Annotated in this window: 25 protein-coding genes; 6 read left to right on the top strand and 19 right to left on the bottom strand. The window is 39.3% G+C overall.

From position 1 onward, the window contains the following. The first annotated feature begins 344 nt into the window (after window positions 1-344). Both PTET_RS18455 and ilvN read left to right on the top strand, forming a co-directional pair. Window positions 345-2,069 carry an acetolactate synthase 3 large subunit gene (locus PTET_RS18455; RefSeq protein ID WP_013463266.1) on the top strand — a complete coding sequence of 575 codons (1,725 nt, stop codon included), beginning with the start codon at window positions 345-347 and terminating at the stop codon, window positions 2,067-2,069. Beyond that, window positions 2,069-2,569: an acetolactate synthase small subunit gene (gene ilvN / locus PTET_RS18450; RefSeq protein ID WP_013463265.1), complete on the top strand. Its 501-nt coding sequence runs from the start codon at window positions 2,069-2,071 to the stop codon at window positions 2,567-2,569. The genes PTET_RS18455 and ilvN overlap by 1 nt, the downstream gene beginning before the upstream one ends. Before the next feature lie 65 nt (window positions 2,570-2,634). Here ilvN and PTET_RS18445 read toward each other — a convergent pair whose 3' ends face one another. From PTET_RS18445 to PTET_RS18375, 15 genes are all read right to left on the bottom strand, one after another. Further along, window positions 2,635-2,910, bottom strand: a complete 276-nt coding sequence (locus PTET_RS18445; RefSeq protein WP_008112559.1) for an HU family DNA-binding protein — start codon at window positions 2,908-2,910, stop codon at window positions 2,635-2,637. A 208-nt stretch (window positions 2,911-3,118) separates the two neighbouring features. Further along, on the bottom strand, window positions 3,119-3,658 hold the full coding sequence (locus PTET_RS18440) for a DUF3833 domain-containing protein (protein ID WP_013463264.1): 540 nt from the start codon (window positions 3,656-3,658) through the stop codon (window positions 3,119-3,121). A gap of 1 nt (window position 3,659) precedes the next feature. Continuing rightward, a complete protein-coding gene (locus PTET_RS18435) occupies window positions 3,660-4,148 on the bottom strand; it encodes a chalcone isomerase family protein (protein ID WP_013463263.1) in 489 nt (162 codons plus the stop codon). Between the two features lie 30 nt (window positions 4,149-4,178). Beyond that, window positions 4,179-4,679, bottom strand: coding sequence for a DUF2878 domain-containing protein (locus PTET_RS18430; protein WP_013463262.1), 501 nt, complete (start codon window positions 4,677-4,679; stop codon window positions 4,179-4,181). After that, complete coding sequence (locus PTET_RS18425) at window positions 4,657-5,919, bottom strand: SAM-dependent methyltransferase (protein WP_096039087.1); 1,263 nt, start codon at window positions 5,917-5,919, stop codon at window positions 4,657-4,659. Before PTET_RS18425 ends, PTET_RS18430 begins: the two co-directional genes overlap by 23 nt. Before the next feature lie 54 nt (window positions 5,920-5,973). Continuing rightward, window positions 5,974-6,711 carry a DUF1365 domain-containing protein gene (locus PTET_RS18420; RefSeq protein ID WP_013463260.1) on the bottom strand — a complete coding sequence of 246 codons (738 nt, stop codon included), beginning with the start codon at window positions 6,709-6,711 and terminating at the stop codon, window positions 5,974-5,976. Further along, the gene (locus PTET_RS18415) at window positions 6,704-7,957 is read right to left on the bottom strand and encodes an NAD(P)/FAD-dependent oxidoreductase (RefSeq protein WP_096039086.1); all 1,254 of its coding nucleotides are present in this window, start codon (window positions 7,955-7,957) and stop codon (window positions 6,704-6,706) included. The genes PTET_RS18420 and PTET_RS18415 overlap by 8 nt, the downstream gene beginning before the upstream one ends. Beyond that, a complete protein-coding gene (locus tag PTET_RS18410; RefSeq protein WP_013463258.1) occupies window positions 7,954-8,664 on the bottom strand; it encodes an SDR family NAD(P)-dependent oxidoreductase in 711 nt (236 codons plus the stop codon). The genes PTET_RS18415 and PTET_RS18410 overlap by 4 nt, the downstream gene beginning before the upstream one ends. A 2-nt stretch (window positions 8,665-8,666) precedes the next feature. Then, window positions 8,667-9,095 (bottom strand): nuclear transport factor 2 family protein, encoded by a 429-nt coding sequence (locus PTET_RS18405; RefSeq protein ID WP_013463257.1) that lies wholly within the window; start codon window positions 9,093-9,095, stop codon window positions 8,667-8,669. Window position 9,096: 1 nt separating this feature from the next. Continuing rightward, entirely contained in the window at window positions 9,097-10,491 is a 1,395-nt protein-coding gene (gene phrB / locus PTET_RS18400; RefSeq protein WP_013463256.1) for a deoxyribodipyrimidine photo-lyase, read from the bottom strand. After that, on the bottom strand, window positions 10,491-11,444 hold the full coding sequence (locus PTET_RS18395; RefSeq protein WP_096039085.1) for a YbgA family protein: 954 nt from the start codon (window positions 11,442-11,444) through the stop codon (window positions 10,491-10,493). The genes phrB and PTET_RS18395 overlap by 1 nt, the downstream gene beginning before the upstream one ends. A gap of 8 nt (window positions 11,445-11,452) precedes the next feature. Then, a complete protein-coding gene (locus PTET_RS18390) occupies window positions 11,453-12,118 on the bottom strand; it encodes a ChrR family anti-sigma-E factor (RefSeq protein WP_013463254.1) in 666 nt (221 codons plus the stop codon). After that, a complete protein-coding gene (locus PTET_RS18385; protein WP_013463253.1) occupies window positions 12,111-12,734 on the bottom strand; it encodes a sigma-70 family RNA polymerase sigma factor in 624 nt (207 codons plus the stop codon). The genes PTET_RS18390 and PTET_RS18385 overlap by 8 nt, the downstream gene beginning before the upstream one ends. 70 nt (window positions 12,735-12,804) lie before the next feature. Beyond that, on the bottom strand, window positions 12,805-13,383 hold the full coding sequence (locus tag PTET_RS18380; RefSeq protein ID WP_036950068.1) for an LON peptidase substrate-binding domain-containing protein: 579 nt from the start codon (window positions 13,381-13,383) through the stop codon (window positions 12,805-12,807). 228 nt (window positions 13,384-13,611) lie between these two features. Next, on the bottom strand, window positions 13,612-13,890 hold the full coding sequence (locus PTET_RS18375; RefSeq protein ID WP_013463251.1) for a hypothetical protein: 279 nt from the start codon (window positions 13,888-13,890) through the stop codon (window positions 13,612-13,614). 297 nt (window positions 13,891-14,187) lie between these two features. On the opposite strand from PTET_RS18375, the gene trhA reads away from it, so the two are divergent. Both trhA and PTET_RS18365 read left to right on the top strand, forming a co-directional pair. Next, complete coding sequence (trhA, locus tag PTET_RS18370; RefSeq protein WP_013463250.1) at window positions 14,188-14,817, top strand: PAQR family membrane homeostasis protein TrhA; 630 nt, start codon at window positions 14,188-14,190, stop codon at window positions 14,815-14,817. Window positions 14,818-15,020: 203 nt separating this feature from the next. After that, on the top strand, window positions 15,021-18,050 hold the full coding sequence (locus PTET_RS18365) for a bifunctional diguanylate cyclase/phosphodiesterase (protein ID WP_244186390.1): 3,030 nt from the start codon (window positions 15,021-15,023) through the stop codon (window positions 18,048-18,050). 1 nt (window position 18,051) lies between these two features. Here PTET_RS18365 and PTET_RS18360 read toward each other — a convergent pair whose 3' ends face one another. Beyond that, on the bottom strand, window positions 18,052-18,357 hold the full coding sequence (locus PTET_RS18360) for an MGMT family protein (RefSeq protein WP_013463248.1): 306 nt from the start codon (window positions 18,355-18,357) through the stop codon (window positions 18,052-18,054). Continuing rightward, window positions 18,347-19,249 (bottom strand): LysR family transcriptional regulator, encoded by a 903-nt coding sequence (locus tag PTET_RS18355; RefSeq protein WP_013463247.1) that lies wholly within the window; start codon window positions 19,247-19,249, stop codon window positions 18,347-18,349. The genes PTET_RS18360 and PTET_RS18355 overlap by 11 nt, the downstream gene beginning before the upstream one ends. A 122-nt stretch (window positions 19,250-19,371) precedes the next feature. Here PTET_RS18355 and PTET_RS18350 point away from each other — a divergent pair, with 122 nt between their 5' ends. Then, a complete protein-coding gene (locus tag PTET_RS18350; RefSeq protein ID WP_013463246.1) occupies window positions 19,372-20,454 on the top strand; it encodes an efflux RND transporter periplasmic adaptor subunit in 1,083 nt (360 codons plus the stop codon). 2 nt (window positions 20,455-20,456) lie between these two features. Further along, complete coding sequence (locus tag PTET_RS18345; protein WP_013463245.1) at window positions 20,457-23,522, top strand: efflux RND transporter permease subunit; 3,066 nt, start codon at window positions 20,457-20,459, stop codon at window positions 23,520-23,522. Between the two features lie 57 nt (window positions 23,523-23,579). On the opposite strand, the gene rluF is transcribed toward PTET_RS18345, so the two are convergent. Further along, window positions 23,580-24,569 carry a 23S rRNA pseudouridine(2604) synthase RluF gene (rluF, locus tag PTET_RS18340; RefSeq protein WP_090493105.1) on the bottom strand — a complete coding sequence of 330 codons (990 nt, stop codon included), beginning with the start codon at window positions 24,567-24,569 and terminating at the stop codon, window positions 23,580-23,582. A 43-nt stretch (window positions 24,570-24,612) separates the two neighbouring features. Continuing rightward, window positions 24,613-25,698: a DUF418 domain-containing protein gene (locus tag PTET_RS18335; protein WP_013463243.1), complete on the bottom strand. Its 1,086-nt coding sequence runs from the start codon at window positions 25,696-25,698 to the stop codon at window positions 24,613-24,615. Between the last annotated feature and the right edge of the window lie 10 nt (window positions 25,699-25,708).

Genomic DNA, 25,708 nt, shown 5'->3' with positions numbered 1-25,708 from the left:
AAATGCATAATTTCTGCTTTTAACGTGAGGATATTTCACAACAATTAGAATTTAAGATTAAAAAAGATATAAAAATGAATTTTTAATCCAAAAACGTTAGTTTTGGGTTGACATGAGCGCGCAAAAGCCTTAAAAATAACCACATACAAAAATTGTAATTTAAACAGCATTTTATTTTAAAGAGCAAAACATCATGAACACACAATTTCGTCTTTTAGTCTTACTCGTACTGGTCTTAGTGATAAGCCCAGCGGGGATGTATTAAAAGGTGAAACATGCTTTTTAAAACCCTCGCACTACGCGGGGGTTTTTTTTTGCATAAATCAGTCAACAGAGGAATGAGGATGAGTAAACAAGAATATAATGGCTCTGAATTGGTTGTTAAGTCATTAAAAGAGTTAAACGTTAAGTATATATTCGGTTACCCCGGTGGCTCAGTATTAGACTTATATGATGCGCTATTTCAGCAAGATGATATTGAACATATTTTAGTCCGTCACGAACAGGCCGCCACACACATGGCCGATGGTTACGCAAGAGCAACCGGTGAAGTCGGTGTTGTACTTGCCACTTCTGGACCAGGGGCAACAAACTGTGTAACAGGCATAGCAACTGCGTATATGGATTCTATTCCGATGGTGGTGTTATCAGGTCAAGTGCCAACCAACTTAATTGGCGATGACGCGTTTCAAGAAACGGATATTGTTGGCTGCTCTCGTCCGATTGTAAAGCATAGCTTTAATTGTAGAAGCGCTAGTGAAATCCCCAATATTCTTGCTAAAGCCTTTTATATTGCCAGCTCAGGTCGCCCAGGCCCAGTTGTCGTTGAACTTCCTAAAGACATGCTTAACCCTGAGCTAACTTTTGCTTACAACTTTCCAGCGGCAACAGAACTCAGAACCTACAACCCTAATACCAAGGGTCACTCTAAACAAATTCGTAAGGCCGTTACTGCTATTTTAGAAGCGAAAAAGCTGGTTATTTATTCTGGTGGCGGAATTGTGCTTTCAAATACATCAGAGCAACTAACCCACTTAGTCGAATCGCTTAATGCCCCTATTACCAATACCCTAATGGGACTAGGTGGTATATCAGGCATTCATCCTAACTTTATTGGTATGTTGGGTATGCACGGTACATTAGAAGCAAATAAAGCCATGGCCAATGCTGATGTTATTTTAGCCCTTGGCGCACGATTCGATGATCGGGTTACCAATAACGTACAAAAGTTTTGCCCTAATGCCACTATCGTGCATGTAGATGTCGATCCGACTTCAATTTCCAAAACCATAAAAGCACATATTCCGGTTGTTGGCTGTTTAGCCACGGTACTTGAACAGTTACAAACTGCTATAGATAAAAGCCCAATAAAAATAGACCGCAGTGCACAAGAAGATTGGTGGCGACAGGTGATCAGTTGGCGCGAACAAAAATGCTTAAACTACAATACCGATGGCGATAAAATTAAACCTCAAGCAGTTATAGAGGCTATTTATAAAGCGACTAATGGTGATGCTTATGTCAGTTCAGATGTGGGCCAACACCAAATGTTTGCAGCGCAGTATTATCCATTTAAGCACCCTCGTCAGTGGATCAACTCAGGTGGCTTAGGCACCATGGGCTTTGGCTTACCAGCAGCTATGGGGGTTAAGCTCGCCTTTCCGGATAAAGAGTCTTTATGTGTGACTGGCGACGGCTCTATTCAAATGAACATTCAAGAGCTTTCTACCTGTTTACAATACAACTTAGCGGTAAAAGTGATCTCGTTAAATAACCGTTCACTAGGTATGGTTAGACAATGGCAAGATATGATTTATGGCGGCAGACACTCCTCTTCCTATATGGAATCACTTCCTGACTTTGTAAAACTTGTAGAAAGTTACGGCCATGTAGGAATACGAGTCAATACACTGGATGAATTACAGCCGGCAATAGACAAAGCCATGTCGATAACCGATAGATTAGTGTTTTTAGATATTTTAGTAGACGAAAAAGAACATGTTTACCCGATGCAAATTAAGCACGGTGGCATAGATGAGATGTGGTTAAGAAAAGGAGTAAAGGCATAATGCGTCGTATATTATCTATATTATTAGAAAATGAACCCGGTGCGTTATCACGTATAGTGGGGCTTTTTTCTCAACGAGCTTACAATATTGATAGTTTAACTGTTGGAACCACTGATGATGAGTCACTCTCGCGTATTACTGTCACCACTAAAGGCGATGATAGAATTGTTGAGCAAATCACCAAACAGGTAAATAAACTGGTCGATGTACTTAAGGTGATTGATTTAACCGAAATGAGCCACATAGAGCGCGAACTGTTACTAGTAAAAGTATTTGCTCAAGATGAAGCTACGCGAGCTGCTGTAACGCGGGTTGTAGATGTATTTCAGGGCGCTATTTTAGATATGGGGCGTCAAAGTTACAGCCTACAGTTGGTAAGCAGCACCGATAAAATAGAGTCGTTTTTAGATACCTTACGTCATGAAACAGACATTATAGAAGTGGTTCGCTCTGGCGCGGTCGGCATTGGTCGCGGAGATAAGGCGCTTAAAGCTAAATAAGCGTTAAATTTACGGCAAAAAAAAAGGGCTTAATAGCCCTTTTATTATTTTTATAAACCTAAACCTTATAGGTTTACTTGGTCTTTAAGACCTTTACCTGGTTTAAAGCTTGGAATAGTCGCTGCTGAAATTTGGATTTCTGCACCTGTTTGTGGGTTACGACCTGTGCGAGCAGCACGTTCTTTAACTGAAAAAGTACCAAAACCAACTAATGCAACAGAGTTGCCTTCTTTTAGTGAAGAAGTTACAGCGCCTGTGAATGCATCAAGTGCACGTGTAGCGGCTGCTTTAGAGATTTCTGCGTCAGTAGAGATTTTTTCAACTAGTTGAGCTTTGTTCATTATTAGATTCCTATTCGTTATTATTTTGCCTTCGCAAATCCTATCTTTATGCATTTTCGAAGAGTTAGCAACAGCAAATTACGTTTTTTATCTAAAATACTAAAAAATTAGTAAAATTATAATAATTCACTGTAAAATACAGCGAGTTGGGTTAACAAAAACTTAATTTAAGCACAAATATAGTGCAGCTATGCACTGTGATGAGTCGCTATATTTTTTCTATTACTAAGGTCACTTCCCCGACCTCAACGCCAAACTTAACAATAGATGTGCGGTTTATCAAGCGCGTGTTGGTGACTAAATACATCCAATCATCAAAGTTAACTTCAAAAGTGCTGCCATCGTAAGGAATTTCTACATTGTAGTTCCAATGAAAAACACTGCCTTCACTTTTGCCTGTGGCCGTGCCTAAAACATCAGAAGCAGTACCGGTTAACGTGTTGTCGTCGTTTAAGGTTATTTTCCAAATACGTTTTTGGGTTTCGCCGTCATCATAAACGAAGTCTTCCTCAATAACGCCTTGGTTGCCATCCCACGTAGCGCTCAAGTCTACAACAAGCTTTCGGGTTAATTCGCCTTTAAAGTCTTGTACAACACCGTAGGCTTTTAAATCGCCGCTAAAAAAAGTCTTAAAATCGAAATTAGGTTCTGAGCCTTTGTAATGCTCTACACTCGGCGCTGAACAACTTGCAATAAAGAAGCTTACTACCAGTAGCAAAGTTACTTTGATACGTTTTAGATTAATCATATTAAATCCCTAAAAGTTGATTTCTAATCGATGGTTCTGAGGTGTTCTCACTTAGCCAAATAGCTAAGAAGTCATCTGCAAAAGTGGTGTCTTCTATGCGGCCTATTTCATTGTCATTGTGAAAGAAAATACTGTGTCCTTGCTGATCGGTCAGTAAGGTTAACGATTCACCCTTTTTAATGTCTGGCCATATGGCTAATAATTTATCTGCATAGCGAGCTGATAATTGTGATTTACCTAAATGTTGCCATTGCTCTTTAGTGGCTTTTACAATGTCTTTAGCATCAAAGTCGCGCAGGTAAGTTAAAGTAAATTTAACCGGCGTTTGCTTGGGACTATAAGATCCAGAGGGAGTAAAAAGCGTTGCATCATAAACATCCCAAAAAAGGTATTCCATACGTGCCTCGCCCACTTTGTTAAACTGGGTATCAGCATAAGCAGCATGGTTAAACAGGGCATAAATTAGTACTAAATTTAAAAGCGTTTTCATAATCAGCTCCAAGCAGTAAATACAATTGTTTTATTGCTTAATAAACGCGCCAATTTTACCGTTAATAAATAAAATAACGCTAAACGTTGCAGCCCATAAAGCACCGTATAAAGGCCAAAATTGCCATAACGGCAAGCCGAGCTCTAACACATCGAATCGCGCCCCTGCCCAGTAACTTCCTGGTGCAAACACTAAGCATACAATAAACGCTTGCCAAGGTTTAATGGTTGTTAAAAACGACATAGAGGTGTTAATACATAGCAATAAAGCAGCCCATAAAAACACTAACCAAAGTGGAAATGGCGCTACTTTAAATTCAATCAGACCGAACTTAACCGCGATAAACTCACTTAGTAAGGCTAGTGGTAAGCACTTTAGAAGCAAAAAAGCATCCTGTTTTTTTTGCGCTGACAAATAAAACATTAATGCAATGACTACTGTTGAATAGACAATTGAATGCTGTTCAAGCAGTAGGCATAAAAACCACACTACTTGAAACAGTACAAAATTAATAAGCGAGTGCAATCTCATCATTACTACTCGTAAAACGGGGTTTGCGTGCCATTAAATGCACGGTGCTTGTTGCGCGAGTTCTAAATGCGCCCTCGCAATAAGCAAAATAAAATAGCCATAGACGGTAAAATCGCTCATCAAATTTATTACTATCGAGGTTTGGCCAACTTGCAATGAAACGATCTCGCCAATCAGCAAGGGTTCTTGCGTAGTGAGCACCAATATCGCTAACTGAGTGGATATTCATATCGGTATGATTTTTTATTTGCTCACTCATTTCGTTGAGCGAAGGCAAACACCCACCAGGGAAAATATATTGCTGAATAAAGTCAGAATTTTTTAAATAATGCTGGTAACGCTGGTCGCTAATTGTAATTGCTTGAATAAGCATAGCACCGTCGTCTTTTAATAGCTGACCGCACTGTGTGAAAAAACTAGGCAAGTACTCATGACCAACCGCTTCTATCATCTCAATTGATACTAGCTTATCGTATTTACCGGTTAGTAAACGGTAATCTTGTTTGAGTAAAGTTATTTTATTTTCAAGCCCAAGCTCTTTAATTTTATTTGCAACATAATCGTGCTGTTCATCAGAGATGGTAGTGGTTGTTACATGGCAGTCGTAGTGAGTAGCCGCATAAATTGCAAATGCTCCCCAACCTGTACCAATTTCAATGACGATGTCGCCTTGTTGTAACTCGACTTGTTCACAAATACGCTGTAGTTTGTATTGCTGTGCTTGCTCAAGGGTGGCGTCTTTACTTGGGTATACGGCACTTGAATAAAGCATTTCTTTGCTTAAAAAAGACTCGTATAAGTCATTGCCTAAGTCGTAGTGTGCAACAATATTCTTTTTAGAGCCCGAGTGAGAGTTTTTATTTTTAATGTGGTTTATACGATGAGCAATGTTACTAAAAAAAGCGAATTTCTTTTCAAATGCGTCTAGTTGGTCTTGGTTAATTGCAAAAATTTCTATCAACCGAGTTAAGTTATCACACTGCCACTGCCCTAATATGTAAGATTCTCCCGCGCCAATACTTCCCGAGAGCGCAAATGCTTTATACATAGCAGTATCATTAACGGTTACCGTTACTTTAAGCTCTGATGACGTATCGCCAAATACAGACTGCTGATTATTGTCTACAAGCACTATTTGGCCTGTTTCAATAGACGAGAACGCTTTGAATACTAACTTCTTGTATAAGTTAGTAAACCAACTTGTGCGTTCTTGAACGCGTAAGCTCGATACCTTTTCCATACACTTACCTATATTATTGTTATTACTTGTTAAACAACATAAATTAATAAAAAATTATGATCTACCTGAATGACCTAAAAATGGGACTTTTTTTACAAACAGTTTAAATGCCTGATAGTAAATACCTTTGAAAATAGACCATGTCATTGCTGGAAAACGCTTAAGCAATTTACTCATTTGTGCTGTGCAGAGTGTTTGACGCTGTAACCTTAACGATGCGTCAAAAAGTAATTCGTCATCACGCTTATTTTCTATACGTATCAGTATATTGTCTTGCTTTTGTCGAACAGTCCAATGGTAGTTCATATCTAAGTTCATAAAAGGTGATACGGAAAAAACTTTCTTAAAGTTCACTTTTTTTTGTAGTGGAACCAAGTAGTAATGTCGTTCATTCCATGGGGTATTACTCACCTCAGCGACCATGTAGCTAAATTGATTATCGTCATGGCCAAAAAAATAAAAATTAACGGGGCTAAAGTAAATACCCAAGCAACGTAACTGCCCTAACATATAAACATGACTGAACTTTTCTGTAACCCCTAGCGCAGCTAACTGAGCGTGAGCACGCTCTACAATGGGCTTATTGTCAGTGTTCGCCAATCCTTTCAAATAGTCAGACTGTTTAAATTTTAAAGCCTTAAATCCTGTGGTACCAAGTTGTTTATGTACCCCATTAAGTGCTTCGATGTTATTTAAGTCAACCCACATCATATAAAGCGGGTAACTAAACGCATGATGTTTAACAGCAAAACGGCGATGTTTAACATCGCCTAAATACACTGCATTAGTCAAACTCTACTCCAAGTTGCTTGGCCACATCAACGGCGCTGCGCACACCATCCTCATGAAAACCGTTGTACCAATACGCTCCGCAAAAGTACGTGTTATTTTGTCCATCAACGGTATGTTTTTGCTGTTGGGCGGCAATAGACTCTTGGTTAAATACAGGGTGGTGATAGGTAAATTCACGTAAAATTTTACTCTGATTAATACCTTCTAAATGATTCAAGGTAACGCAGAACTGTGTATCTGATTCTATCCCTTGCAGTATATTCATTTGATACGTAATCACCGCCGCTTTATCGGTATTATTATTGAGCAAATAATTCCAACTTGCCCATGCGGCTTTTCTATCCGGTAATAATGATTCATCAGTGTGAAGTACTACTGAATTTTCTGTGTACGGGATAGCACCCAAAACAGTGGTTTCTTGCTCACAAGGATCGCCAAGCAAAGCTAAAGCTTGATCAGAGTGACAGGCAAAAATGACTTTATCAAACTGTGCTTGCTGATCATCTGCAAAGGTAATTGTTACGCCTTCTGCGTTTCTAGTCACAGACTTAATGTGACTGTTAAGTTTTATGTTGTCGGCAAAACCGGCAATTAAAGGCTTAATGTATTCTCGCGAGCCACCGGGAATAACGTACCATTGAGGTCTATTGGTAATGTCTAGCAAACCATGGTTAAAGAAAAACTTTACAAAAAACTCAACCCCTACATTTTCCATTTCTTTAATGCTAGTAGACCAAATGGCAGCACCCATAGGTAAAATGTAGTGGTATTTAAAGAAATCATTAAAACCATGTTGTTGTAATAATTGACCTAGTGATTGCTCTGTGTAGTGACCTTTTGCGTGCAAAGCCTTACATAACTTATTAAAACGCACGATGTCATACAATAAACGCCAAAATTTAGGTCTAACTATATTTCTGCGCTGAGCAAATAAACTACTAAATGTATGCCCATTGTATTCAAAGCCGGTTGCTTCGTTATGCACACTAAAACTCATTTGTGTCGGTTTACGTTTTACACCAATGCGTTCAAGCAACTTTTCAAAATAAGGGTACGTTCTATCATTAAATACAATAAACCCCGTATCTACCGCGTAATTAATACCGCTGTGCTCTACATCTACAGTTGCTGTGTGACCACCAATATAATCATTTTTTTCAAATAATGTGACATCGTAATGCTTGTGCAGTAAATGCCCGCAGGTTAAACCTGATACGCCAGTCCCAATTATTGCTATTTTTTTCAACGGGTTAATCCTTTTGCAATTTTAAGCCAAAGCGAAAGTGGCAATATTCGCAATGCTTTAAGTATAAGTGTAAAACGATAGGGGAAATGAACTTCTTTGCGGCGTTTAGCGACGCCTTTTATTATATAGTCAGCCGCTTTTTCGGCTGTAACAGCCATCGGCATAGGGAAATCATTTTTATCAGTTAAAGGGGTTTTTACAAAACCAGGGTGTACTAATGTCACATCAACATCGGTTAAATCTACCGCTAGGCTCTTAGCTAAATAACTAACGCCTGCCTTTGATGCACCGTAGGCTTCTGAACGTGGTAATGGTAAATAAGTAACACTTGAACTAACCATTACTAATTGCCCGCCAGAGACTATTTTTGGTAAAAGCGCCTCTAAGCAGTAACCCATTGATAACAAGTTAACGTTAATAACGCGCTCAAATAAGGCGCTATCAAAATTACGTGCATCGTCAACATACTCGCAGTTTCCAGCATTAAGAATTACGCGGTCAAATTGAGTGTACCCTAACGTTGCCGCTTTTATATCTTGTAAATTAGTGGCGTCAAATTGGCAGGTTTCTATGTTGTTGTGTTTGGCAAGTTCAGCGAGCTTTTGCGTATTACGCCCGCAGGCAATCACTGTATCACCCTGCTCGGCATACTTAATAGCAAGTTGTTCACCAATACCCGACGTTGCACCTGTAATAAGGGTAATCATAGTTAACCAGCCCTTTTATCAATAAAATTAATGATATTACCTAGTAATGGGATATGCTTGTATAACAGCTCACCAGCATTAAAGTAATCTCGATGTTTTACAATTTTGTCGCCTTCAAATACCAACTTGCTGTGCCCTTGCACTGTGATTGTTTTACCGGCATTCAGTTTTGGATGAGAGTAATACATTGTCCAATACACAAATGCGTTATTATCGTTGGTAAATGAATCGGTTATGTCAAATCGACAATCCTTAACATTACTGTATAAACCACAAAAATAACGCCTTAAATCTTCTAGACCATTAATTTCGTGCAGCGGATCTATAAATTGTATATTTTTTGCGTAAATTTCGGTTAATAACTCAAGGTTATTTTTATCAAGCTTTTGATATATTTCTACAAATTTATCGACTGATAATTGGTTATCCATATCACACCTTAAATGCATCTAAAGCCCTAGCTCGTGCTGCTTTATGATCAACAATTGCCGGCCAGTAACAGTGTTCACTTTGCCCCGTTGCTGCTAAATAGGTATGAGGAAAATGAATGTGTTTATCTGGGACTTTTTCTAATTCAGGCAGATATTTACGAATAAATTGACCACTTGGATCAAAGCGTTCACTTTGAGTAATAGGGTTAAACACTCTAAAATAAGGCTGTGCATCACAGCCTGTACTTGCCGCCCATTGCCAGCCGCCATTATTCGAGGCTAAATCACCATCAATAAGGTGCTGCATAAAAAACTGCTCGCCCTTACGCCAGTCGATTAAAAGATGTTTAGTTAAGAAACTTGCCACTACCATTCGCAAACGGTTGTGCATCCAACCAGTTTGCAATAGCTGTTGCATGGCAGCATCAACAAGTGGATAGCCAGTGCGGCCTTCACACCAAAGCTTAAACTCAGCCTCATTATCACGCCAAGCAACACTATCGTACTTTTCGTTGAAATTAGCACCGCGCGATAATTTAGGAAATTCGGCAATGAGGTGTTTATAAAATTCACGCCAAATCAGCTCGTTCACCCACGTAAAGGTTTTACTTTTTGAGGTAGTCAAAATATCTGGATACTGCTGTTGTATGTTGACCATTAACTGCTTACTGCTAACAACCCCTAATGCTAAATATGGGCTTAAACCCGATGTTCCTTTTACACTAGGTATATCGCGTACATCATCATAACTTGCTAATTTATCATGGATAAAATTATCGACCACACTCGCTAAGGTGTCGTCATCAACCGGCCATTTCTTTGAACTGTCATCACTGCTGAGTAATTCACACGATTCAATATCAATAGGGTTTGAAGATAATGGCCACGACACCAAGCTAAAGTGAGTATCTTGATACTGTTTTAACCACGCCCGCTTAAAAGGCGTAAACACTTTATACATTTCATTGTTTTGAGTGCGTACACTGCCAACAGGTGCAATGATGTCACCTTCGTATAAAGTAAATGTTATTTGCTGTTGATCGCATTGCGCTTGAATCGCTTTATCTCTATTAAACTCATTAAGCTCATATTCTTTATTGGCTATTATGTGTTTAATCTCATACTGCTGACAAAAATCGAGAAGCTTAGTTTGGCAGTCTGTGAAATAAGGAGCCTCTATCACGTGTAAATTAATGCCATACTCAGCTAATTTTTCACGTATGTAACTGACTCTGCGTTTTAGTAAATCAATTTGAATTGGGGCAGTGTTATGCTGTGCCCATTGTTTTTCGCACACAAAAAAAATGGTGTGTTTAGCACCATTATTTAACGCTTCAATAAGCGCTTCGTTTGAAAAAAGGCGCAAATCACGCCTAAACCAAAATAGTGTATTCATTACAAACCGTAACGTAACTTTAATTCATTAGGATAAGGGTTAAAGTATATTTGCTTGCTTAAATATTCATTAGGATGAACCTTTAAATGATGCTTAAGTAAGGTTAGTGGTACATAAAGCGGTACCAACCCTTGGCGATATTCGTCTATTGCATCTCGCATTTCTTCTTTTTCGATTTTCGATAAATCTCTTTTGAAGTAACCTTGCAAGTGCATTAAAGTATTTGAATTGTTTTTTCTTGACGCAGGACGTTTCAACGCGGTCATTAAACCGAGAATATACTCATCGGCTAATGCGTTTATATCATCACCTAAATAAGTACCAAGCAAGTGGCCTAAGTCACGGTAAGCTTGATAGTTATGAGCCATCAACAAGTATTTGTATTGCGCGTGAAACTGAGTTAACCGATGAACTGTAATAGGTTCTTTCACCAACTGCTGCCAGTTATATAATGTATAAACACGCATAACAAAATTTTCGCGTAAATGAACGTCGTTCAAGCGACCGTTTTCTTCACAGGGCAGTAATGGGTTGTGTTTCATGATTTGTTCTGCAAAAAAACCAATCCCTTCAGAGGTGTTACCGGTTCCTGCTTCATTGTAAATTTTAACGCGCTCCATGCCGCAACTCGGGCTTTTAGCACAAAAAACAAACCCACTTAAATGACCGGCTTGCTCTGTGGCTATTTTTTTGCCGTATTCTGTTAGCTGAGGGCCAACATCACCTGTACCATTTGGACGACACACTTTAATAGTATCAGCAGTTCTTACTTGACGAATTGTCGGGCGCGGTATAGGTAAGCCAACCGCAACCTCAGGACAATACATTTTATATTCAACATGTTTTGCCAGCTCTTCCATACAAAAGTTAGATTTTTTGTGGCCGCTGTCAAATCTTACCTTTTCGCCTGCTAAGCAGGCGCTAATACCTATTTTTATTGTATCTGTTTGCATAGATTCTCTTAATAAATCAAGCTGCCAATTGGATTAAGCAACTTGCTAAGTCCTTTATTGAAATGTAGCGCACTACTGACTACAGTAAAGCACAAACATCCCTCTTTTGTTAAAGGAGTATGTTGATGACGGCCATCTTGCCAAATAAAATCACCTGGTACATAACTGCCTTCTTCATCTGTAAATTCGCCATCAAGAAGTAGCGTAACTTCAAAACCTGTATGTGTATGCTCAGGAATTTCACCGCCTGCGTCTATGTGCAATAAACTCGAGCGCAAATGCCCATCGTCAAGCGCTATACGTGAACGAGCAAGCTTACCTACTTGTGTAAATTTGCTATGAGAAATACGTGTTAATGCTCTTGGTAAGCTGTAATTATAGTCATTCACTTCAATAGTGACAGGTTCAACGGCATAAACTTCATCAATCGAATCGTCTGACGTGATTAATTCAAGCAACCCTGAGTCCGCTATATCGTCGCTTTGCTCATCGTTATTAACATTCATGTTGTCACTAAACACTGCTTTTGCATTACTTGCCTCGAGTTTTTCAACCTCAGCTTGGCATATTGGGCACATATCTACATGAATAGATACGGCTAAGCTTAGTGATGCGGGAAGTGTTGCTGCACAGTATTGTGTCAGTAGTGTTTCACTCGGGTGATGTTTAATCATGCTGATCTCCCATTTCATTACGTAATTTCTGCAAGGCTAAACGTAATCGTGATTTTACCGTGCCTACTGGAATGTTTAATTGTTGAGCAAGCTGCTCTTGCGACATATCTTGAAAGTAAACACCGCGTACCACTTCTCTTTGTGCTTGTGGCAGTTTATCTAGGTAGCGCTTAATTTGTTTATCTTCAAGGTGGTCACTGTATTCGTGATGTGTATCTTCTGATTCATTCAATAACGGCCAGATGTCTTCGCTGATATTTTCTTCTTTGTTACTTTTCATTTTTCGAAGCATATCAAAGGACGCATTACGCATTACCGTATAAACCCACGTAGTGGCTGCGCCTTTGTCGCTGTTGTACAAATGCGCTTTTCGCCACACTGAAGTGAGCGTTTCTTGCACCAACTCCATTGCTTGGGCTTCTACACCAAACTGCTTAATGCCAAAGCGTTTGATCTTTGGTGCAAAATATTCAAACAAGTACGCGAAAGATTTTTTATCGCGAGATTGGGCTACATTAACTAATGCTTCCCTGAGTTCCGTACTTGGCGTTTCTGGCATGGCAGTATACTTACCTGTGTTAGGTTCACAACGTAATGTTTGTTGTTGACTTACCATAGTAAAATGTCCCGTTATAGCTTTTGTAAGTAGCATTACGAGCTAAGATTATAAGTGGATCAAAATTATTTTAGGCAAATTCGTTATTAATCACAGTATGGAGGAAATTCAGCAAGTTATCAAAATTAGTTTCAAATGCAAGTTGTTGTTTTTTCTCAATAGAAATAGGGAGAAGCTCAAGCCATCTGGCAACAACCCAAGTAAGTTGATTAAACTGGGTATGTTTATAAAGAGACTGTAGCTGTGGGTTATTAGAGAATACTTCTTCTAGTGCCACTTGAAGTAGTTGATGTTCACCAATGTCATGGTTACTGCTGTTGTACCAATAAGGTGTATTGCACGCAGAGACCTCGCCATGGCGTAACTCCTGTTCGTCTTGGTACACGTTATCTAGTTGCACACTTTTTGATGCAAAAACATCAATCAACAGCATACCGCTTTCGTCTTGGTCGAAATCAATAATATCCATTAAACACCCTTGGGCGCTTATATTAAATGGTGTGTCGTGTTCGAAGGTGCAAAGTACAAAACCGCTGTTTGTTTTTAATGCGTTTTTAACCATCGTCAAATAACGAGGCTCAAATATACGTAATCGCGTATAGCCTTCAGGTAATATAAAAATCGGTAATGGGAAAATCGCACGTTTCATAAAGTCTACTTCTTTCAAACACTCTGCCTTTATTTACGTGCGCTCTATTGAAGTCGATCAGCTTTAGTTACATCGATTGTTTTACCGTGTAAGTGCATTCGCTAATTAAACCTCGTTCCCACATTTTTTATCATGTAAACGATGTAATATATACTCAGTACACTTGCCACTGGCGCCAACATCAGGGCTAACAATTCGAACTCGCTGTTCATCACTTATTCCCTATTTTTATTGCTTTTGTTGTGTTTTTACTACAAGTTGCTTTTCATCAATGCCACTATTATCAACAACTGGATTGGTTTGTAGTAAACCATCTAAAATAGCTTGGGCATCAAAAGAAACGGCTTCTTTTACTGACTGTTCAAGTTCATGGGTTGCTTGTGATACATAAGTTGTCACCGTTTTAGTCAACATATCTGTAATATCTAAATCGACCTCTGTTGCATGTACTTGAGATGAACCTAATAAAAGTAAACTAGCCAGTGTCATGTTAATTGAAGTTTTCATAATGTTATTCCTTGTTTGTTTATTGGTTAATACACCTAGATACAATCAAGGGCTGTGCCATAAAGAAAAAAATCAATAAACCTTTGTTTTATAAAGATATAAAATAAAAAGGTTAAGATTTATAAAATATGGGTTAGTTAATTTAACTAACAATTTAAAAAATATAACCAAATAATAGTGTATTTTTTAACATACTTTAATCCATAAACTGGCAGCACCATGTCAATCAATTCTAAATTGATAATTTCAGCGCACACTTGTACACTAAACGTTAATTTGTAAGTGGTAGGATCTGTTATGTCTGTTGAAGCGCCCTATTCTAAAAAAGAAGAGCTATTAAATGTTGTTAGCCATGCTTTAGGGATTTTATTTGCTGCATTTGTAATTTGGGATTTATTTAAACAAGCTAACTCTGTAAAAGGTTACGCCAGCACAGTCGTTTATGGCAGCAGCTTATTTATTTTATTTTTGTCCTCTACACTTTATCACGCCAGTGTTCGTCCTAAATTAAGAGCGTTTTATAAAAAATGTGACCACTGTGCTATTTACATGCTTATTGCTGGCACATATACCCCTTTTTTATTACTCTCTTTATCTGGGGTTTGGTCTTGGGCTACCTTGGTATTTATTTGGACAGTAGCTTTAGCCGGTGTTGCTTATAAACTGCTTGTTAAAAATGGCAATAAAAAAGTGTCACTCGCTACCTATTTATTAATGGGCTGGTTTGCACTGGCAATTATATACCCACTTTACTCAAACTTACCTATCAACGCACTATACTGGCTACTTACTGGTGGTTTATTTTATAGCGTGGGTACATTGTTTTACAGCGCTAAAAACACTCAATATAGCCACGCTATTTGGCATCTTTTTGTCATTGGCGGTTGTGTAAGTCATTATATTGCCATTACTCACTATGTGTATTAACTAAATACACATAGTGCCTTCCTAGCTAATCTCACAATGTAGCCTATTATTTTACTCAAGCTTTAGTAAATCACGGTGGTTATTTTAAAGTATAATTAAATCTCCCTAATGCTTTAGATGACTGTTTGCTATACTGTTTCAGGAACTTAAAACGCCATTGTTCTAAATGGACGCGGCTTAAACAACGCTAGGTGTTATTTACATTGTCACCATCTAATACTCGACCACAGATACTGAGCTTGTTTATAAAAGCAAGACTGGTGTTGATCACATTGTTAATCTCAACGCTTGCATCTGTGTATTCAATCTCCTTACTTGATCAATACATTTATCAGCAAAAGCAAAACTCTATTAGAAAGGTGGCGGGTAGCTACGTTAACCATATTAGAAATAACCTTAACCAAGCACTTTCTGCAGCCTACCCAATTGCGGCATTAATTCGTACCCAAAATGGCGAGACTAAAGGCTTTGAAGAACTCGCTTCTGAAATGTTAAGTCTTTATCCAGGTCTTGACGCCTTACAACTTCATAAAAACGGTATTCTTACACACGTTGTTCCACTTAAAGGCAATGAAAGTGCTATCGGTAATAATGTTTTAGAGAACCCACTGCGAACGCAAGAGGCATTTTTAGCCAAAAAAACAGGTAAATTAACCCTTGCTGGCCCTTTTGAATTATTTCAAGGTGGTATGGGTGCAGCGGCTAGGCTGCCTGTGTATCTAGATACCTCACAAGGAAACCAGTTTTGGGGATTTGCCACTGCGCTTATTCGTTTTCCTGATATTCTTCAAGGCGTTAATTTAGCTCAACTGCCACAGGCAGGCATTGGTTATGAGCTTTCAAAAGTCATGCCCGATACAAATGATGTGCAAATCATTGCTACCTCAGACAACCAAATAACAAAAAATACGGTCGACTTTAACATACAAGTGCCAAACGGCGTTTGGGTATTTAAAGCCTACCCTATCATGGGCTGGCAAGACAATAGTATGCTGTTACTTGGTATTGCTATTGCGGTTGCGTTTACTTTTTTAACTACACTTTCATCTTATCTGATAACCCGATTAAGAGCGAGCCACCTAAAATTAGAAAAAAAAGTAGAGCAACGTACTCATGCATTACAAAATAACATTAAAGCACTAACTGATACCGAAAGACGACTTCTTTTAAGCCAAAAAGTGGGAGGAATTGCGACTTGGGAATGGGACATAAAAACCAATATAATCCGCTTTTCTGAACATGGTATAAGACTAATTACCGGCAATGTTAAACAATTAGAAATGACTAAAAATGAATACCTAGCCAGTATTCACCCAAATGATCGCGCCAATATAGTAAGCGATATAAATCAATGTATTGACGCTGCGAAAGAATATAACGTTGATCATCGTATTATTACTAAACGGGGTAACGTTCGTTGGTTTAATACTAAAGGGACTCTTGTTAGAGACAACTCTGGTAGCGCAATTACCATGCTGGGTGTCTCGGTTGATATTACTGAACGTAAATTATTTGAAGAAAAACTGCATTTATCCTCTCGGGTTTTTAGAGATACCCACGAAGGGATAATTATTACAAATGCGGATAAAGTTATTGTTGATGTCAATCCTGCCTTTTGTCATATAACCGGTTATAGCCATGATGAAGTTATAGGTCGCAATCCATCATTTTTAAATTCGGGCAAACAAACTGAGTCATTTTACAAAAACATATGGAAACAGCTCAGCCTATATGGTCATTGGCAAGGTGAAGTATGGAACTGCAAAAAAGACGGTGAACTGTATGCTGAACTACTCAATATTTCAGTTTTAAAAGACGACAACAACGTTACTTTTTACTTAGGAATTTTTACCGATATCACCCAAGCTAAACGCCAACAAGAGCAACTTAGCCGTATTGCACATTATGATTTATTAACTAACTTGCCAAACCGCGTATTGCTTGCCGATAGGCTCAGCCAAACCATGTTGCAATGCCGTCGCCATAACAATTCTCTGGCGGTGGTGTTTCTTGATTTAGATGGATTTAAGCATGTTAATGATTCTCATGGCCATGATATTGGCGATAAGTTATTAATTGCACTTTCAATCCGTTTAAAAGATGCACTTCGTGAAGGTGATAGCTTGGCCCGTATTGGTGGCGATGAATTCGTTGCTGTATTAACTAATTTAGGATCAGTTGCCGATTGCGTGCCCGTACTTGAGAGGCTTCTGGCCGCAGCAGCTAAACCTGTCACTGTTAACGATATTGTTTTGAATGTCTCTGCCAGTATTGGCGTAACAATATATCCAGAAGATAATTTAGATGCTGAACAACTGATGCGCCATGCCGATCAAGCCATGTATATTGCCAAACAAATGGGCAAAAATCGTTATCATTTATTTGATACGAGTCAAGGAGATACAGTTAAATTACAGCAAACCGGTATTTCACTTATCCGTGAAGCCTTAGCCAATAATTGGTTTGTACTTTATTATCAACCAAAAGTAGATATGCGAACGGGCAGTATGATTGGTGTTGAGGCATTAATACGCGTGCAACACCCAGAGCGCGGGTTGCTTAGCCCTATTGAATTTTTACCTGTAATTGAAAACAATGCGCTAATGATAGACGTTGGCGAATGGGTTATTAACGCTGCATTATCTCAAATTAACCACTGGCAAATTTTAACACCTAGTTTAAACATAAAAGTGAGCGTTAATGTTGCCGCAGTTCAATTACAGCAGCCTGAATTTACAGCGCGGCTAACTGAATTACTATTGGCACATCCACAGGTCGATGCTAGAAACCTAGAGCTAGAAGTACTGGAAACCAGTGCGCTTAACGATGTAGCCCACGTATCTAAAACCATGCAAGATTGTAAAGCTTTGGGCGTTGAGTTTTCATTAGATGACTTTGGTACGGGTTACTCCTCACTCACATACTTAAGGCGTTTACCTGCAAGCTTAATAAAGATAGATCAAAGCTTTGTTAGAGATATGCTTGAAGACTCGAACGATTTAGCAATTGTAAAAGGCGTTATTGCACTGGCTAATTCGTTTAAGCGAAGCGTTATAGCTGAAGGCGTAGAGACCCCTGAGCATGCAGCAACACTAATGCTACTTGGCTGTTATCTAGCACAAGGCTATGGTATTGCTAAGCCAATGAAAGCCGAAGATATTCCTATTTGGCTAGACGAATGGACCGCAGATGAAATTTGGGCTTTAACTGACTTACAAAAAATGGATAATTAGTTTATTGCCAGCGGTGTTTTGCCATATTGATTCGTTGATTGTTAAAAGTAACACCCTCAGAAAGTAGCTTTTCTCGTTGCGTTTGATACAGCGCACTCCCCTGTGCAAACGCTATTTTACCTTGGCTGTTAACCACTCTATGCCATGGGATAGTAGAATCTTTAGGCATCTCTTTTAATAATCGGCCAACTAGCCTTGCATTATTAGGATACCCTGCAAGCGCCGCTACTTGGCCATAACTGGCAACACACCCTGAGGGTATACTCGCAATAATAGTATAAATAACCGTTTCTTTATTAACGTCCATTATTGTTTAAGTACTCCTGACTGAGTAATTCAAATTGCTGCCAAATTTTACGGGCAACAGGACCATGGTGCATAGCATGTTGACGAAAAGCACGAATTTGCGCGCTAAACTGGTGCTCTCTGTCTGTTACTATTATTTGCTGTAATGAGCCCGCGGTAATTTCTTTTTTACAGTGGCCTAAGCTCATCATTGCCCATCCTGCACCTGACAATAAAAACGACTTTAGGGTAGATATGTCATCTATTTTCATCACCGCAGCCCCTTTAGAATAAGACAGCCTGTCGCTGTCTATGCTCAAGCCACTTTCAAACATCGCTAAACACGGGTAAAGTTGTAACTCATCGTAGGTAAGCTGCTTAGGTAAAATCCCTTTTGCGCCAACAATACCTATATCGAGCTTGCCTATCGGTAAGCTTTCTAAATCGCCTGTGGCATGAAATAAATCAAACCATGGGCCAATCCCAAGCTCGGCTTGGCCGGTATTCACTTGCTCTAAAGATACAAACCGTTTACCACTGGTTAAACGAAATTCTGTACTAGAAAAATGCTTAAAAGTATTACTTATGATCTCGTTATAACTTTGCACATGACAAATTTGCTCATAGCAAACTCTATATTGCGCTTCATTCCCCAGCGCCAGCTCGGTTGCAAGCTGTGTAAGCTGCTCATTCGCGTTTAAAAGCTGTTTAGCTTCACGATGAAAAATACGTCCTTTTTCGGTAAGTTGTAATCGGTATTTAGAACGGTCGAGTAGATCAAAACCTAATTTCGCCTCTAAGTTTTTAATCGCCAGTGTCAATGCAGGCTGAGTTTTATGTAACTTTAATGCAGCGCCACTTAAGCTCGCACTTTGCACAATAGCATCTAAAATTTGTAATTGATTAAGTTTCATAGTCAGCCCAGCACATTATAAGTAAAACTTATTGAGTTTCTAAAATTTAATGAATTTTATTTTATATGTTTGCAGCGTATGCTGCACTGACTTATTTAGCCTTTTTTTATCATGGAGATATCATGCCACTGTTTCGCTTATGTTTACTATCTGCGACATTACTAAGTTTAATAGGCTGCTCGGAGCCCGAGAAAATAGTTAAAGAAGAGCCGATTCGCCCTGTTAAATTATTTAGTATTGGTCATGATTCGCAAACAAACATACGCAGTTTTCCTGCGGAAGTCGTTGCAAACCAGGGCTCGTACCTGGCTTTTAGGGTCAATGGTGAGTTGGTTGAATTTCCTGTATTAGCCGGTGAGCAGGTAAAAAAAGGGCAACTATTGGCGAAATTAGACCCTGAAGATTTTCAATTACAATATAATGAGCGCAAAGCGCGCTATGAACTGGCTAAGTCGCAGCTAAAACGTATTAAACAACTATTTGATAAAAATATCACCAGTCAATCCGAGCTTGATCAAGCGGTTGCCAATGAACAAGTCGCTGAGTCAGCGTTTAAAATTGCAGAAACGAATTTAGAGTACAGCGAACTTCGCGCTCCTTTTGCTGGCATAGTAGCCAAAGTATTTGTAAAAAACTTTGAAAGTATTCAAGCAAAACAAAATGTTTTGCGCTTAGAAACCCGCGATTTTATGGATGTAGCAATACAGGTTCCTGAAAAAATCGTGGCACGTATTCAAAAAGATACCCAATATCAACCTATGGTTGAATTTGATGGCTATCACGACAAGCAATACAAACTCACGCTTAAAGAATGGGATACCCAAGCCGATCCTGCAACACTCACCTATAAAGTGGTGTTTTCATTACCGGTGCCAGAAGATTTTAACTTACTTGCGGGTATGTCGGGACAAGTGATGATAGATTTGAGCAAAGTTACACGCTCACAAACCCCCTACACTATTTTACCTATTGAGTCGGTATTTTCAGATCCTAATAAAAGCCTAAGCGATAATGCCTATGTGTGGGTTTTTAATCAGCAAACTGGCACTGTGCATAAACAAGCAGTACAAGTGGGTCAATTGCATCACGACACTATTGAAGTTCTTAGCGGCGTAAAAGAAGGCCAACAAATTGTCTCTGCTGGTGTTCACTCTTTACAAGAGGGCATGTCTGTTCGTCCTTGGAATAAAGAGCGAGGCTTATAATTATGGGCTTTGCGCAACTATCTATTGAGAAAAAAGTCATTAGCTGGATGTTTACGCTGTTGCTGTTAATTGGCGGCAGTGTATCTTATTTTGATTTAGGCCAGCTGGAAGACCCTGAATTCACTTTAAAAAAAGCCATGGTGATCACTTTATACCCGGGCGCCTCTCCACAGCAAGTCGAAGAAGAAGTCACATTTCCGATTGAAAATGCCATTCAACAGCTCCCCTATGTTGATTATGTCACCTCTATTTCATCCAATGGTAAATCACAAATTACCGTAGAAATGAAAAGCACCTATCGTAAACAAGAGCTTAGACAAATATGGGATGAAATGCGTCGTAAAATAAACGACCTTAGCCCGTCGCTGCCAAGTGGTGTTTACCCCAGTAATGTGATTGATGATTTTGCCGATGTTTACGGCGTTATGTTTGCCGTCACGGGCGATGGCTACTCGTATGATGAATTAAAAGACTATGTTGATTATTTAAAACGTGAACTTGTTTTAGTCAAAGGAGTGAGCAAAGTTACAATTGCGGGCCAACAGCAGCCACAAGTAATGGTTGAGGTATCGACGCAAAAGCTTGCCCAACTTGGTATTGCGCCTAGTCATATTTATGATTTACTGCAATCACAAAACACCGTATCTAACGCTGGACGTATTCGCGTGGGTGATGAGTCTATTCGCTTGCACCCTACTGGTGAATTTAAAGATGTAAAAGAACTTGAAACCTTATTAATTTCAAAATCAGGTGCCAGCGAACTCATTTATCTAGGCGATGTTGCAAAGGTTTACCGTGAATATGCTGAAGTACCGACCAATGTGATTCATTACAATCAACAACAGGCTCTGCTTATTGGTGTGTCGTTTATGTCTGGGGTCAATGTTGTTGATGTGGGTAAACACATAGATGAGCACTTAGCATCTCTTGAGTATCAACGCCCGCATGGTATTGATATTAGCTCAGTGTATAACCAACCTAAAGAAGTAGAGCAGTCGGTAGATGGCTTTATTGTTAGTTTAATAGAGGCCATTGCAATAGTTATTGTAGTACTACTTATTTTTATGGGCTTTAAAAGTGGGGTTTTAATCGGCGGTATATTATTACTGACCGTATTAGGCACCTTTATATTTATGAAACTGTTTGCGATTGACTTACAACGTATATCATTAGGTGCGCTAATTATTGCACTAGGTATGCTGGTCGATAACGCCATTGTTGTGACCGAAGGTATTCTCATCAACCTCAAGCGCGGACAAACAAAGCTTAAAGCGGCAGTTAATATTGTCGATCAAACTAAGTGGCCACTACTTGGCGCAACAGTTATTGCCATAACCGCTTTCGCACCGATTGGTTTAAGCTCAGATGCCAGTGGTGAATTTGCTGGTAGCTTATTTTGGGTGCTGTTTATTTCTTTGCTCTTGAGCTGGATCACCGCAATTACGCTCACGCCGTTTTTTGCCCACTTGATGTTTAAAGAAACCGAATTTAAACACGAACATAATCAAGAGCATGAAGACCCTTACCAAGGCATCATATTCAATGGTTATAAAGCGATATTAAATTTAGCTATGCGCTTTAGAAAAACAACCTTAGTCCTTATGGTTGCTCTTTTATGCAGCGCTGTAGTGGGGTTTGGTGCTGTGAAGCAATCATTTTTTCCAGCCTCGAATACCCCGATGTTTTATGTCGATTACTGGCAAGATCAAGGCGCTGATATTCGCGCAACCCTTGAGGGCATTAAGCAGCTAGAAGCTTATTTACAAAAGAATGAACTGGTCACAGAAATCACCAGTACGGTTGGCCAAGGTGCGCCGCGTTTTATGCTGACTTACGCGCCTGAAAAATCCTACCCTGCTTATGGACAGTTAATTATTCGTGTCACCAATCGTGAAGCCGTCGCAAAAGTCATGCAAAAAGTGCGCGATTACGCAAAGCAACATCCACTGTCAGCAAAGTTAAAAGTAAAACCAATGGAGATTGGCCCCTCAACTGATGCCAAAATAGAAGCGCGGTTCTCAGGCCCCGATCCGGTTGTTTTAAGACAGCTTTCATCACAGGCTAAAGAGATTATCGCTAAAGACGACGGTGCCTTTAACATTCGAGATGATTGGCGTGCACGCACTAAAATGATTCGTCCGCAATTTAATGAACAAAAAGCGCGCCGTTTGGGGATCACCAAATTTGATCTTGACCAAGTTCTGTTAACGAGCCTGTCGGGTAAGCAAGTGGGTGTGTATCGTGATGGTACGCAATTATTGCCTATTATTGCCCGTTCACCGGCAAGCGAGCGTTTAAATGTAGACAGTGTTCACGATTTACAAATTTATAGCCCTGTTTTACGCGTGTTTGTGCCGGTTACCCAAGTGGTTGATGAATTTATTGTTGAGTGGGAAGACAGCTTAATTATGCGTCGCGATCGTAAACGCACCATTACTGTGATGGCAGATCATGATGTTTTGGGTGATGAAACGCCTGCAAAATTATTTGCTCGGGTTCGCGCTGAGGTTGAAGCAATTGATTTACCCCGTGGCTATGAAATGCAATGGGGCGGCGAGTTCGAATCATCAAGCAAAGCGAAAAAGGCTATTTTTGGCTCGTTACCACTGGGCTATTTAGCAATGTTTGCAGTAACAGTATTACTGTTTAACTCAGTGAAAAAACCTTTGGTTATTTGGGCAACTGTACCGCTGGCTATTATTGGTGTTAGTGCAGGCTTATTAGTGATGAATGCGCCGTTTAGCTTTATGGCGCTACTGGGCTTATTAAGCTTAAGCGGCATGCTAATTAAAAACGGCATTGTACTGGTTGATCAAATAAACTTAGAACTGAGTGAAGGTAAATCGCCATATCAAGCAGTGTTTGACTCAGGCGTAAGCCGTGTGCGCCCTGTAGCCATGGCCGCTATCACGACAATACTTGGCATGATCCCATTACTATTCGATGTATTTTTTCAGTCGATGGCGGTCACCATTATGTTTGGCTTAGGGTTTGCCACCATACTTACGCTAATTGTAGTGCCGGTTTTATACACTGTGGTATTTAGGATTGATTACCCCAAACAGTAGGCTAACAAAAAACGCAGCTAAGGCTGCGTTTTTATTTGCTTTTTTACACAAGCTTAATTACTTTTTTAAGCTTAACGTGCCACTGCTGCGGGTTTTGTTTCCTGTGGCAGTATTTGCTTTGTGAGTATTTGATTTACCCACATAAGTAGTAGAGCGTTTTTGGTAAGGGGTATTTCGACTATTTTTTTTAGCGTGCTTTTGTTGCTCGTCATTATTTTCACGACGTAGTTTCCCGCCCTGAAAATCACGCTTATGAGCAGATTTAGCGCCACTATTTTTATCTTGTTCAGTGTACTTGCGCTGTTCAGTATCATCATAAAGTGAGTGTTCTTGCGTTTTACCTGAATCAGCAATTGAATCGTTAATGACCGCCATTTCAGCGTCGCTTAAATGTCGCCACTGCCCTACTTTTAAGCCTTTGAGAGTTACGTTCATAATACGCACACGTTTTAGTGTAACCACTTCGTAACCTAAGTATTCACACATACGGCGAATTTGACGGTTTAAACCTTGGGTTAAAATAATGCTAAATTGCTGCGCACCAGTCTGAGTAACTTTACACTTTTTAGTCACGGTATCTAAAATAGGAATACCGTTCGCCATTTTATTTACAAACTGACGATTAAGTGGTTTGTCTACAGTTACCACATATTCTTTTTCGTGGTTATTGCCAGCTCGTAAGATTTTATTAACGATATCGCCTTCATTGGTTAAAAAAATCAGCCCTTCTGAGGGTCTGTCTAAACGACCAATCGGAAATATACGTTCAGGATAATTAACGGCTTTAACTATATTACTTTGAATTTTACGCTCTGTGGTACAGGTAATGCCCACAGGCTTATTATAAGCAATATACACACGTTTAGGTGGTGCTTTTAATGGTTTACCATCAACCAAAACTACATCTGATTGGGCAACTTTAACACCCATTTCTGGTAATTCGCCATTAACGGTAACACGACCTTGCTCAATATATTTATCGGCTTCGCGGCGAGAGCAAAACCCGGTTTCACTAATAAATTTATTTAAACGCTTCAAGTCTGTCATCAGGCAAATCTTCTTAAATATAAAGGCGCATAGTTTAAACTACTCAAGCTATTTTTTCGCGGTTAATTTTCGCTAATTTACGCCATAGGTATTCAAGCGGGCCTTGCTTAAAATACCGGCAATAAATAGCTGTAAATATAAGCTGTACAATCACTAAGCTAATGGCGAGCAGCCAATAATCGAGTCGATTAAAACCAAGCGTCCACTGCGGAAAAAACACTTTAAACAATAATAACTGCATAATGGTTTGGCTTATGTATAAAGTAAACGCTAAGCGTCCAACTTGTTGGATAAGCCCCCCTATGTGGGCGCTGTTGTCACAAAGTTTAACGATTAAATGAATATAAAGCAGTGCAACACATAAGGCAGCAAGTTCATTAACAGGCTCTTGTAAGGCATAACCAATACCTTGATTGTATGGCACTAACATTAACCTTAAGCTAATAAATAACGCACTTAATAGAATAAGCTTAATAAGCAGCGCCTTACTAAGCCCTTTACTAAACACACCGTATTTGTAAGCCAAAATACCAATTAGCATAAACCCAGCACTAGCCCACAATAATAAAATAGGCACAGCCAACAACATATAGGCGCTCATTGCTATATTTTGGCTAAAGTGAGCACCGATGCTTTGGTAGTAACTAGTGTATATTTCGTAGTACTCGGGGGAATCTCTGTATAAGGGCGTCTCATTAAGTCCTAACATAAATATGGCAATGGTCATTAAAGAAATAAAAGTAAAAAGCGCCGCTTTGTTTTTAAGCTCTTCATTCGTGTAATCTAAATAGCGCAATATAAATAAACCTGACACCCCATACAAAAACAAAATGTCGCCCGCCCACAATAAAAAACCATGTATTAAGCCAAACACAATTAGCCAATGTAATCGTTTTTTTAGTGGCTCAGTGCATTGGTATCGCTGATACTGAATATAAAGACCCGCACCAAACAGTAAAGTGAATAAAGTGCGAAACCGACCTTCAAAAAATATAAGGCTTAGTATGTTTAGAAACTGATCGCTAGGTGGTGGTGTTGTGAGTGGCGTATAATTAAGCTCGAAAATAGCGAAGGAAAAACAGTTAATAAACACCAGACCAAGTACGGCTATGCCCCTTATAAAGTCCATATTATAATTG

The sequence above is a fragment of the Pseudoalteromonas tetraodonis genome (genome assembly GCF_002310835.1).
GTDB lineage: Bacteria > Pseudomonadota > Gammaproteobacteria > Enterobacterales > Alteromonadaceae > Pseudoalteromonas > Pseudoalteromonas tetraodonis.
Note: the sequence above shows the minus strand (reverse complement) of the source record. Positions and strands in the feature narration are given on the sequence as shown.

Excerpts from the sequence above, each read along its gene's own strand:
- PTET_RS18385 (WP_013463253.1), bottom strand. The coding sequence starts at position 12,734 with ATGGTAAGTCAACAACAAACATTACGTTGTGAACCTAACACAGGTAAG.
- PTET_RS18455 (WP_013463266.1), top strand. The coding sequence starts at position 345 with ATGAGTAAACAAGAATATAATGGCTCTGAATTGGTTGTTAAGTCATTA.
- PTET_RS18425 (WP_096039087.1), bottom strand. The coding sequence starts at position 5,919 with ATGGAAAAGGTATCGAGCTTACGCGTTCAAGAACGCACAAGTTGGTTT.
- PTET_RS18350 (WP_013463246.1), top strand. The coding sequence starts at position 19,372 with ATGCCACTGTTTCGCTTATGTTTACTATCTGCGACATTACTAAGTTTA.
- rluF (WP_090493105.1), bottom strand. The coding sequence starts at position 24,569 with ATGACAGACTTGAAGCGTTTAAATAAATTTATTAGTGAAACCGGGTTT.
- PTET_RS18355 (WP_013463247.1), bottom strand. The coding sequence starts at position 19,249 with ATGAAACTTAATCAATTACAAATTTTAGATGCTATTGTGCAAAGTGCG.
- PTET_RS18360 (WP_013463248.1), bottom strand. The coding sequence starts at position 18,357 with ATGGACGTTAATAAAGAAACGGTTATTTATACTATTATTGCGAGTATA.
- PTET_RS18440 (WP_013463264.1), bottom strand. The coding sequence starts at position 3,658 with ATGATTAATCTAAAACGTATCAAAGTAACTTTGCTACTGGTAGTAAGC.
- PTET_RS18335 (WP_013463243.1), bottom strand. The coding sequence starts at position 25,698 with ATGGACTTTATAAGGGGCATAGCCGTACTTGGTCTGGTGTTTATTAAC.
- PTET_RS18445 (WP_008112559.1), bottom strand. The coding sequence starts at position 2,910 with ATGAACAAAGCTCAACTAGTTGAAAAAATCTCTACTGACGCAGAAATC.
- PTET_RS18345 (WP_013463245.1), top strand. The coding sequence starts at position 20,457 with ATGGGCTTTGCGCAACTATCTATTGAGAAAAAAGTCATTAGCTGGATG.
- PTET_RS18435 (WP_013463263.1), bottom strand. The coding sequence starts at position 4,148 with ATGAAAACGCTTTTAAATTTAGTACTAATTTATGCCCTGTTTAACCAT.
- PTET_RS18380 (WP_036950068.1), bottom strand. The coding sequence starts at position 13,383 with ATGAAACGTGCGATTTTCCCATTACCGATTTTTATATTACCTGAAGGC.
- PTET_RS18405 (WP_013463257.1), bottom strand. The coding sequence starts at position 9,095 with ATGGATAACCAATTATCAGTCGATAAATTTGTAGAAATATATCAAAAG.
- PTET_RS18375 (WP_013463251.1), bottom strand. The coding sequence starts at position 13,890 with ATGAAAACTTCAATTAACATGACACTGGCTAGTTTACTTTTATTAGGT.
- phrB (WP_013463256.1), bottom strand. The coding sequence starts at position 10,491 with ATGAATACACTATTTTGGTTTAGGCGTGATTTGCGCCTTTTTTCAAAC.
- PTET_RS18430 (WP_013463262.1), bottom strand. The coding sequence starts at position 4,679 with ATGAGATTGCACTCGCTTATTAATTTTGTACTGTTTCAAGTAGTGTGG.
- PTET_RS18395 (WP_096039085.1), bottom strand. The coding sequence starts at position 11,444 with ATGCAAACAGATACAATAAAAATAGGTATTAGCGCCTGCTTAGCAGGC.
- PTET_RS18410 (WP_013463258.1), bottom strand. The coding sequence starts at position 8,664 with ATGATTACCCTTATTACAGGTGCAACGTCGGGTATTGGTGAACAACTT.
- trhA (WP_013463250.1), top strand. The coding sequence starts at position 14,188 with ATGTCTGTTGAAGCGCCCTATTCTAAAAAAGAAGAGCTATTAAATGTT.
- PTET_RS18390 (WP_013463254.1), bottom strand. The coding sequence starts at position 12,118 with ATGATTAAACATCACCCGAGTGAAACACTACTGACACAATACTGTGCA.
- ilvN (WP_013463265.1), top strand. The coding sequence starts at position 2,069 with ATGCGTCGTATATTATCTATATTATTAGAAAATGAACCCGGTGCGTTA.